The organism is Candidatus Limnocylindria bacterium, assembly GCA_036523395.1.
GTDB lineage: Bacteria > Chloroflexota > Limnocylindria > P2-11E > P2-11E > CF-39.
In genome coordinates this window covers 20,421-29,564 of sequence record DATDEH010000042.1, presented here as the reverse complement: position 1 = coordinate 29,564, position 9,144 = coordinate 20,421, and the positions used below count along the sequence as shown (strand labels likewise).

The window sequence follows — 9,144 nt, the reverse complement described above, 5'->3', positions numbered from 1 at the left end:
AAGTCGGAGGCGTCGCAGGGGAACGGTCACGAACAGCGCGACGAGGATCCCGTAAAGGATGATCCCCGTCGTGCCCGCGACCTGCGCGGTCATGTCGCTCCATGCACCGATGCCGGCGAATCCGAAGAGATTCCTTGCCATCGCGCCTTCGGACGCGTAATCCGTCGAGAACGGCAGGCTGTAGAGGAACGCGAAGAGCAGGACCTTCAGCAGGAGCCCGAGGGTCATGGCGATCGCCATGTTCCCGGCTCCGGTCGTGACGGCCCCAGCCCTGCGCCGCCAGGCCACCGCGGCCCACAGCAGACCGGTGGCGCCGACGCCCGACGAGTAGATGAGCACCAGGTGTGTCGGGCTGACGAGAGCCTCGTGGCCGACCTCGAATCCGAATCGGTTGTGCCACGCGAGGTCGAGGACGCCGCCGACGCCGAACCCGGCAGCGCCGAGTATCACGAGCGGATACCCGGGCGGAAGCAGCGTATCGCGCGGCGCGCCAAGCGAGCGACTCTCGATCAGATAGAGCACCGCAGGCGTCGAGCCCGCGATCCAGCCCGCGTACAGCAGTGCGTGCGGCCACGTGACGAAGGACTCGATCTCGAATCCGTAATGCGCGTGGTACCAGGTGTCGATCTGCCCACCGAGCTGCCACAGCGCGTAGGCGGCGAGCGTCGCGAAGAGAAGCGCGGTCTCGGAAATGATCCGCGTGCGCGCACGAGTGGTGACGACCTGTGTGGCTGCCATGACCTTCCTCCCCAGGGTGCCGGGCGAGACTCTGCACCCGCGCACGGCCTTGCGCAACGTCCGCGGTCGTGGCCGCGGCGACCCGGAGCGCGGTTCCGCAGCACGGCAACCTGCAGGCGCGGCCGGTGAGCGATGTCGAAAGAGAAGCGCAGCTGGCCGGGAGCCGCGAGCGGAACTAGCGATGCGGCCGCATCAGTTCGCGCCGCGCAGCTCGAAGGACAGACGGTCGATCTTCCCGCCGGTCATGACGAAGACCCACGTCGTGTAGTTCGCGAACACGCCGGGGGCGCGGGTCAAAGTGGTGATACGCACCTCGCCGTCGCGCTCTTCCTCGTCGCGCATGCTCTGAAGGAACTGCGGCGCCATGCGGATCATCTGCCGCACACCTTCCCTGCCGCGCAGAGGCTCGTCCGCGCCAGGCAGAAGGACTTCGACGGTCTCCGAACAAAGCTCGGCGGCAACATCCGCGTCACGCTCGCGCACGGCGTTGATGAATCCCCGGGCGACCTCGAGAGCGGTCATGGACCGATGGTAGGGACGAACCGCCAGACTGGGATCGGTGCATGAGAGGGAAGGCCGACTCATGAGCGTTGTCCTCACGATCGACGGCGGCCGGTCTCGATGAGAGCGGCCCTGCTCCTTCTGCTCCTCGCGCCGGCGTGCATGCCTGCGGCAACGCCCAACAACGCCGCAGTCGAGCGCGATTACGCCGAGAAACGCTCGACCGTCGAGGTCACCGCCCAGGGTGTCGTGACGCGCGTTCTCGCGGACGACAGCGGTCCGTCCGGCGTGCATCAGCGTTTCATCATTCGCCTCGCGGGTTCGACGCAAACCGTCCTCGTGGACAACAACCTGACGGTCGGACAGCGCGCCCCGGTCCTTCAAGGTACCGACGTGTTGGTTCACGGTGAGTACGTGTGGAACGACCAGGGCGGGCTGATCCATTTCACCCACCACGATCCCGCGCACACGCACGAGGGAGGCTGGATCGAGTTGAGCGGGGTCCGCTACCAGTGACGTCCCTACTGCCCCCGATCAGAGTGGCGCTCGGTTGAAGGCCTCGATCCAGCCAGCGCCGAGCTGCCATGCGGCAACGATCGGCTGCCACGACGAGAGCGATGAAGATTCGCCGGAACGTCCAATTCAGGTCGGCCGCTCGCAAGGGCCGGTTTGCTCGCGGTGAGATGATTGCGCCGGGTCGGGCGGACGCGCGCCACGGCGTTTCGGACGCGGAGCCGCCCGGACCTGGGGGAGGACTTCCGTGAAGCTCAGTGCGCTATTGGCGATCGCGGCGATCGTTGCCGTGGCATTCGGGGTCGGTTTCGTGGTCGTGTCCGGACCGCTGCTCGCGCTGTACGGTGTCACGCTCGACAAGGCCGGCACGCTCATCGCGCAGCTCTTCGGCGCTGCGCTCATCGGCCTCGGCGTGATCAACTGGTCCGCGAGGAGCGCGCCGGACGAGGGCCGCTTCGTCGTCCTCGGCAACCTTGTCGGCGATGCTGCCGGGTTCGTCGTCGCGCTACTCGGTCAGCTCGCGGGCGTGGCGAACGCCCTGGGCTGGTCGACCGTCGCGCTCTACCTTGTGCTCGGGCTCGCTTTTGCCTATTTCCAGTTCATGGCGCCCTCGAGCTCGGCCGCACGCATGCCGTCGCGAAGCTGATGCCGTGAGGGCGTTCTCCGACCTGACGGCCCAGACACGGCCGCGGGGAACGCTCCTTGGCGATCCTCGACGACGCGTCCCGTGATCCGCAGATACTTGGCGGTGCCATCGCGGACATCGTGAGTGAGTGGCCGGGGGCGGGAGGTACGAGTGATGTTGGGTCTGATGCTCGGCTACGGTTTCCTTGGTGCGCTGGCGCTGGTCCTGATGCTCACGTTCGCGGCGAGCGGGATCACCTGGCTGGTCGCGACGGTGGTGCCCGGCTCGGCAGCTGAGGGACGGAGGACGGTCGGCCTGGTCGCTGGGGCGACTGGCATCGCGCTAGCTGCGGTTCTCGTCATCGGAGCGGTGCTCATCCCGCCCGGTGCCGGACCGGCGTACCGCGGTGGCCCAGTGATCGCGCCGGGTCAGCAGGGCCCTGGCACGCCCCAGCAGCCCCAGCCGCAACGACCTTAGGCGAGCGCGAAGAAGACCGGCGGTGCGACGTGAATGCTTGCTCGGCGTTGACCGTCAGCGTGAGATTCAACTGACGACGGACCAACATGTGTGAGTGAACTCGGCGGATAGCTCGGGATCACTCCCGCTCACACGTGTCTACCGCTGCGGTCCCGACCGGATTCGAACCGGCGATCTCGTCCTTGACAGGGACGTATGCTAGGCCGCTGCACCACGGGACCATGCGCTGCGAAAGCGTTTTGTGCTCCCCTCGCGCCTCACCATTCTGACAGAGACGAAAAAAGAGGCGGCGAGTGCGCTTCCTTTCACTCGCCGCCTCTGCCGGTGTGGCCTATGTCAGCCGCTAGCTCGCCGCCAGGGCCCCTTGCCGAAGACGTTTCGTCACTTCATTCGTCAATCGGCTCGTCCTTGCGAGCCCCGCGAGTGTGAAATCGAGACCCGCTTCCCTGAGCTCTTCGTATCCGAGCCCTCGGTAGAGACGCTTGCCGGCGACGAAACACATCTCGTCATACAAGACCGGCCAGTCGGCTCCTTTTCGCTCGAAGCAGAAGGCGATGAAATCGATCGCGACCTGGGCGATCTTGTCGTCTGGCACCCGTTCCTCCCCGTCGCGCGATCCCGCGCATCATCCGCAGCCTCTAACGAAGCAACAAGGGTTTTCGTCCACGTTCTTGTCCACAGGTTCATCCACAGGTTCGACGCACGTTATCCACATGCCGTCGACATCTCATGTCGTTTTCTTCGTCCTCCGGTCCGAGAAGCGACGCCGTTCGCGGAGTCGCGCGCTCGCTCGGTCGAGCGATTTGTCACCGAACCTCTCGCGCACCGCATCGAGCGCGGCGTTGAGTCGGGTCGTGCGCACGTGATCGAAGAGTCCGAGCTGCCGTCCGACCTCGATCCCGGATGCCGTGACGCCGACCAGACGCACCGGACTGGTCCGGCCGCTCTGCCGATCCTCGGCGAGCGCGTCGCGTAGCAATTGACGGGCGGTGCCGAAGATCTTGAGATCGTCGTCCGTCGGCTCGGCCAGCGTGCGCTGCCGTGTGCGTGTCTCGAACGGCGCGACGCGCAGATGCAGCGTGATCGTGCGGCCGCGAAGCTGGTAGGCGCGCAAACGTCGGCCGACGCCCTCGGAGAGGTTGAGGAGCATCGATTCGATCGTCGCGCTGTCGAGCGTGTTCCGATCGAAGGTGTGGGAATGCCCGACCGACTTCGGCGTTCTGCCGTCGCCGATGACGACGCCCTCGTCGATGCCGTGAGCGCGCTCCCAGATGTGGCGGCCGTGCTCGCCCATGCGTGCCTCAAGGACGCTCACGTCCATGGCGGCGAGGTCGGCGATCGTCCGGAGTCCCCAGCTCTCGAGCACTTCGCGCGTCTTGGGCCCAACGCCCCAGAGCCGACCGAGCTCGAGTGGCGCAAGGAAGGCCTCCTCGCCGCCGGCGGGCACGATGACCAAGCCGTCGGGCTTTCGCAGATCCGACCCGATCTTCGCGCAGAGCTTGTTCGTCGCAACGCCCACCGACAGCACGAGGCCGAGCTGGTCTCGCACATCTCTCTTGAGCTCGCGCGCGATGTTCTCCGCGCCGCCGAACAAATGCTCGGTCGCGGTCACATCGAGGAACGCCTCGTCGAGCGAGATCGGCTCGACGAGCGGCGTTCGCTCGGCGAAGAGCGCCATGACGGCATCGGACGCCTCTTCGTACTTTTGGCCATCCCCGGGAACGAAGATGCCATCTGGGCATAGTCGACCAGCGGTCTGGAGCGGCATCGCCGAGTGGACGCCGAACGCGCGGGCTTCATAGGACGCCGCGGCGACGACGCCGCGGTCGCCGGGTCCGCCGCCGACGATCACGGGCTTGCCGCGGTACTCGGGATGATCGCGCTGCTCGACCGAGGCGTAGAACGCGTCGAGATCGCAGTGGAGGATCGCGCGGCGCTCCGTGACTGCGAGGTTCATCCGAGGACCCTGGCGCCGTGTGTCTTCGCGTCCGACGCGATGAATCGCGCGAGCGCTTCGCCCTCTTCGATCGCTGCCGCTCGGATCGCGCGCGGCAGGGCGCCGAAGGGACGGATGTTCAGAACGGCGTCGGTCCTCGTTGTCACGAGTGCCCAGGTACCGGCGGCCACGCCGTCGATGAGAAAGACGGCCTCGATCAGTGCGTTCTTCGTGTAGATGGTGGCGCGATGCTTGGCGGCGATCACGCGGTCGCGATGTTTGTAGCCGATGAGCAGCTCGTCGTAGCGCGGGAGGAACCGGACCGGCGCCTTCGTGTCCGCGTCGGGCCGCGGCGCGCGCGGCAGGTCGAACAGCGCCCGACCCTGTTCGTCGGTGAACCGTCGTAGGGTGGGCACGAGCTGCTCGAGCACCGGGCGGATGCGGGGTGGCGCCTGCCCCGCGAACTGCGCGATGTCCGCGAGGCTGGCCGGCCCGAACGCACCGAGATACCTCGTGATGAGCAGGCGGATCGCGTCCTCTTCGGACGGCCGGGAACCGCTGGCGATCCAGTGCCGCGCCGCGACATAGGGCGCGTCCGTGCCTCCGTATGCCCAATGCCCACCTGGCGGAGCCGACACGAGATCGGCGTGCGCGCTCACGAAGCGCCAGATGAGCCACTTGTACGGGCCGCCGAAGGACCCAAGGTTCTCGGTGAGGTGCGCGACGACGTCCTCCTTTGCTCGCGGTTCGCGCGCGAACGCGACGGCGAGCTTGGCGACCGCCTTCGGATCGACGCCCTGGCCGACCTGGAGTCGATTCCATGCGCCGCGCTGGAGGTCCTGTGTCGCGACCGCGTAGGCGTAGAAGTCGCGTGCGCTGACGAGATGCAGCGTCCCGCGCATGAGGCGCGCGCGGATCACGGTGCGCTTCTTCTCGATCGCGTTCCACAGGCTCGCCCGATCGAAATCCTTCAGCCGCGACCAGAGCGCGATGTACGGCGAAGGTGCCCACTGCGCCTGCAGCGCCGCGAGGCGCTCGACCGCGCTCACGATGGGGACCGACTCGCGCTTCAGCAGCATCTGGCGAGCGAGCGCCGCGCGATTGAGCTCGCGCAGAGTGAGGACCGGTGAATCGGCGGCAACGCGCGCGCTCACGCCTTCACCCCGTGCGTCTTCGAATGCGGGTAGGAGAAGCGCACCAGACGCTCGCCTTCGTCGACCAGCGCCGCCTTGTCGCTCTTCGCGATCCGTTTGAACGGCAGGAGCTCGAGAACGGCCTGCTTCGGCGTGCCGGCGATCTTCCAGCGACCCGCGACGAAGCCATCGACGAGGAACGTCGTCCAGACCTCCGCGGAGAAGATCACCTGCTTCTTGTACTCCGCGGGCAGGATGCGCGTCCGCTCTGCGGCGTCGTGGCCGAGGATCGCGGCATCGAAGCGCGCGAGGAACCGCGCGGGCGCGACGGTGTCGGCCGGTGGGCGCGGTGCCTTCGCGAGATCGAATAGCTCGCGACCGCGCTCGTCGCGGAAGCGGCGCACGTCCTTGATGCGCTCGATCGCCGCGCGGAGCGGCGGCACGCGGCAACCGCTCCAGTTCGCGAGATCGCCCACCGTTGCGGGCCCGAACGCCCCGAGATACCGGCGCGCTACGACATCGAATGCCGCATCGGGCTTCGGCGCCTTGCGCAGCCGCGCCGGCGGCGCGACGAAGCGCGCGAGCTGCCGGTGCTCCCAGTGCGCGCCGTTCTTCTCCCAGATGATCCCGCTCGCCGTGACCGCTGCGAAGAGGTACCAGTTGCGAAGGCGCTCGTCCCGCGGCGCGTCGCGCGAGATGAACTCGCGGATCTCCTCGCGCGTTCGCGGCTTCGCCGCGAACTTGAACACTTTGTCATGGATGTCCTTGAGCGCGGCGAGATCGGGTCCGCCCGGCGGCCGCCAGGCTGCGAAGCGCCCGTCGAGCGTCGCCAGCGCGTACGCGGCGTACTCCTTGGCGCTGACGAGGTGGAGCGTCGCGCGCATGAGCGTCGCCTTGATCACCAGACCTTTGTCGATCGGGCGGGTGAGATCGTCGCGCTTGAATCCCGCGAGACGCGACCAGAGCGCAACGTACGGCGACGGCGCCCACTGGCCCTGCAGACACGCGAGACGCTCGATCGCGTCGACCGCGCCGGTGCGCTGTCGTGTGAGCAGCATCTGCCGCGCAAGAAGCGCGCGGTTCAGCTCGCGGAGCGTGAGAACGGGAAGGTCGGTCTTTGCGGGCATCGCCGGAGGTTATGCCAGCCGGCGGATCACACCGATCACTTTGCCTTGGATCTGGATGTCGCGCGTGTAGATCGGCTGCATCGTGCCGTTGGCCGGCTGCAGCCGCACGCGATCCTTCTCTTTGAAGAAGCGCTTCAGCGTCGCGCGGTTGTCTTCGAGCAGCGCGACGATGATGTCGCCGTCCCGGGCGGTGTTCTGCTGCTGGACGACGACGAAGTCGCCGTCATCGATGTGGTCGTCGATCATCGATTTCCCGCGGACGCGCAGGACGAAGGTGTCGCGACCGCGCCCGGCGAGCTCGCCGGGGATGGACATCGTCTCCGTCTTGTCCTCGAGCGCGTAGATGGGCTCACCGGCGGCGATCTCTCCGATGATCGGCGCGGAGACCACGCGGCCGCCGAACGCACCGGGGATCGCCAGCGCACGCGAGCGGGTGGCGTCCTTCGTGAGACGGCCTTCCTTTTCCAGCTTGGTGAGGTGGTGATGGACCGCCGACGTCGAGGCGAGCCCGACGGCCTCGGCGATCTCGCGCACTGTCGGCGGGTAGCCACGCTCCGCGATGCGCTCCCTGATGAAAGCGAGTATTCGTTCCGCTCTCTGCTGGTCTTGCTTGGTCACGTCAGCACCATACCGAACATCTGTTCACCTGTCAAATACAGCCAGAGAGGCGGCTGGCGGGGGCTAGACGCACGGGAGGGCAGCTTGTTGCCCATCGGCCCGCCAGCCAGACGACCGTATTCTCCGCGGGTGCCACTCGACCCAGCAGTCGTCTTTGACTACGCGAGCCGCACGTTCTGGGCTCTTCTCGTCGTCGTAGTCACCCTGCTGTTGGCGCGCGTCGTGCGCCGGACCACGATGCGGGCCCTCACGCGGGGACGGGCACAGGCCAACGTCACGATCCTGCTCGGCAATTTGGCGCAGGTCGCCGTCTTCGTTTTCGGTCTGATGATCGTTCTGGCCATCTACACGCGAGATGCGTTCGGCTGGATCCTGGGCTCGTTCAGCGTCGTCGGCATCGTGCTCGGGCTCTCGCTCCAGGACATCCTCAAGAACTTCCTGGCCGGCATCTGGGTGCTCGTCGAGCGACCGTTCCGGATCGGCGACACGATCGAGGTGACCGGATATAGCGGCGTCGTCGAAGAGATCACGTTCCGGACGACGCTGCTCCGAACGCCGGATGCCCAGCAGGTCATCGTGCCGAATGGCACGTTCATGACCGGGTCGGTCGTCAACCTGACACGCTTCCCGACCCGGCGCGCAAGCCTGTGGCTCGTGGTCGATGATGGGGACAAGCCGATCGCGGCCGACGACATCCGGAACGCGCTTCGCGAGGCTTCGCAGGTCGCGAAGGAGCCGCCGCCGAGCGTCGAGCTGCGGAGTGTCTCCGGCGGCAAGGCACGTTACATGGTCTCGTTCTGGGCCGCGGAGCGAGATGCGGCGCTCTCCGCGGCCGTCGCAGCGCTGCGGGCACGATTCCCGCAGGGAGAGGTGCATGGCTAGACCATTCCGTCCGCCCCGCGACCCAAAAGAGGCGATCGAGATGATGCGCAAGATGCCCGCGTACGCGCGCCTCGTGTGGGCTCTCGCGCGCGACCCCCGCGTTCCGACGCAACAGAAGCTGGTGCTTGGCGCGATCGCCGGCTATCTCGTCTTCCCGATCGACATCATTCCGGACTTCATCCCGGTGCTCGGCCAGCTCGACGATCTGGGCGTTCTGATCTTCGGGCTCGACTTCTTCATCCGGAACGCGCCGAAGGACGTCGTCGAGGAACACATGGGCCGCATCGCACGGAACGACGACGAGCTGAAGCACGACCTCGAACGCGCCCAGGGCATGCTGTCCGGCCGAGCAACCGAGCTTCGCGCTACATTGGACCGGATCTTGTCACGCGACCGCGAAGGAGATAACTCATGAGCGACCGGGACTCGGGCAGTGTGTTCGACGTCATAGAGGCGCTGCTCGCGATCATCGGCGCGTTGACGGTCATGGGCGTCGTCGCCGTCGCCGCATCGGTCCTCGCATGGGAGATGGAGCTCCGAAAGAGCGAGCAGGACGGCTCGCTTGCGGAGACCACTCAGCCCAGCAGCTAGCGC

13 protein-coding genes and 1 tRNA gene are annotated in these 9,144 nt (G+C 67.0%); 6 read left to right on the top strand and 8 right to left on the bottom strand.

Features of this window, described 5'->3' with window-relative positions; genetic code table 11:
* The coding region (locus tag VI056_05015) for a hypothetical protein (GenBank protein HEY6202383.1) at nucleotides 1-738 on the bottom strand (738 nt) is incomplete at its 3' end.
* 192 nt (nucleotides 739-930) lie between these two features.
* A complete protein-coding gene (locus tag VI056_05010; GenBank protein ID HEY6202382.1) occupies nucleotides 931-1,260 on the bottom strand; it encodes a nuclear transport factor 2 family protein in 330 nt (109 codons plus the stop codon).
* A gap of 99 nt (nucleotides 1,261-1,359) precedes the next feature.
* Between VI056_05010 and VI056_05005 the strand changes: the two genes are divergently transcribed.
* From VI056_05005 to VI056_04995, 3 genes are all read left to right on the top strand, one after another.
* The gene (locus VI056_05005) at nucleotides 1,360-1,755 is read left to right on the top strand and encodes a DUF3465 domain-containing protein (protein HEY6202381.1); all 396 of its coding nucleotides are present in this window, start codon (nucleotides 1,360-1,362) and stop codon (nucleotides 1,753-1,755) included.
* A 244-nt stretch (nucleotides 1,756-1,999) separates the two neighbouring features.
* The gene (locus tag VI056_05000) at nucleotides 2,000-2,398 is read left to right on the top strand and encodes a hypothetical protein (GenBank protein HEY6202380.1); all 399 of its coding nucleotides are present in this window, start codon (nucleotides 2,000-2,002) and stop codon (nucleotides 2,396-2,398) included.
* A 153-nt stretch (nucleotides 2,399-2,551) separates the two neighbouring features.
* Nucleotides 2,552-2,854: a hypothetical protein gene (locus VI056_04995; GenBank protein ID HEY6202379.1), complete on the top strand. Its 303-nt coding sequence runs from the start codon at nucleotides 2,552-2,554 to the stop codon at nucleotides 2,852-2,854.
* A gap of 147 nt (nucleotides 2,855-3,001) precedes the next feature.
* Here VI056_04995 and VI056_04990 read toward each other — a convergent pair.
* From VI056_04990 to lexA, 6 genes are all read right to left on the bottom strand, one after another.
* Nucleotides 3,002-3,075 (bottom strand) — tRNA-Asp (locus VI056_04990).
* A 122-nt stretch (nucleotides 3,076-3,197) separates the two neighbouring features.
* Nucleotides 3,198-3,449 carry a hypothetical protein gene (locus VI056_04985; protein ID HEY6202378.1) on the bottom strand — a complete coding sequence of 84 codons (252 nt, stop codon included), beginning with the start codon at nucleotides 3,447-3,449 and terminating at the stop codon, nucleotides 3,198-3,200.
* Between the two features lie 132 nt (nucleotides 3,450-3,581).
* Entirely contained in the window at nucleotides 3,582-4,811 is a 1,230-nt protein-coding gene (gene dinB, locus VI056_04980; protein ID HEY6202377.1) for a DNA polymerase IV, read from the bottom strand.
* Nucleotides 4,808-5,944 carry a winged helix DNA-binding domain-containing protein gene (locus tag VI056_04975; GenBank protein ID HEY6202376.1) on the bottom strand — a complete coding sequence of 379 codons (1,137 nt, stop codon included), beginning with the start codon at nucleotides 5,942-5,944 and terminating at the stop codon, nucleotides 4,808-4,810. The genes dinB and VI056_04975 overlap by 4 nt, the downstream gene beginning before the upstream one ends.
* Nucleotides 5,941-7,050 carry a winged helix DNA-binding domain-containing protein gene (locus VI056_04970; GenBank protein ID HEY6202375.1) on the bottom strand — a complete coding sequence of 370 codons (1,110 nt, stop codon included), beginning with the start codon at nucleotides 7,048-7,050 and terminating at the stop codon, nucleotides 5,941-5,943. The genes VI056_04975 and VI056_04970 overlap by 4 nt, the downstream gene beginning before the upstream one ends.
* 9 nt (nucleotides 7,051-7,059) lie before the next feature.
* Nucleotides 7,060-7,668 (bottom strand): transcriptional repressor LexA, encoded by a 609-nt coding sequence (gene lexA / locus VI056_04965; protein ID HEY6202374.1) that lies wholly within the window; start codon nucleotides 7,666-7,668, stop codon nucleotides 7,060-7,062.
* 129 nt (nucleotides 7,669-7,797) lie between these two features.
* Here lexA and VI056_04960 point away from each other — a divergent pair, with 129 nt between their 5' ends.
* The 3 genes from VI056_04960 to VI056_04950 are packed head-to-tail and all read left to right on the top strand — an operon-like array spanning nucleotide 7,798 to nucleotide 9,141.
* Entirely contained in the window at nucleotides 7,798-8,550 is a 753-nt protein-coding gene (locus tag VI056_04960) for a mechanosensitive ion channel domain-containing protein (GenBank protein HEY6202373.1), read from the top strand.
* On the top strand, nucleotides 8,543-8,965 hold the full coding sequence (locus VI056_04955; GenBank protein ID HEY6202372.1) for a YkvA family protein: 423 nt from the start codon (nucleotides 8,543-8,545) through the stop codon (nucleotides 8,963-8,965). The genes VI056_04960 and VI056_04955 overlap by 8 nt, the downstream gene beginning before the upstream one ends.
* Nucleotides 8,962-9,141, top strand: a complete 180-nt coding sequence (locus tag VI056_04950; protein HEY6202371.1) for a hypothetical protein — start codon at nucleotides 8,962-8,964, stop codon at nucleotides 9,139-9,141. The genes VI056_04955 and VI056_04950 overlap by 4 nt, the downstream gene beginning before the upstream one ends.
* The last annotated feature ends 3 nt before the right edge of the window (nucleotides 9,142-9,144 follow it).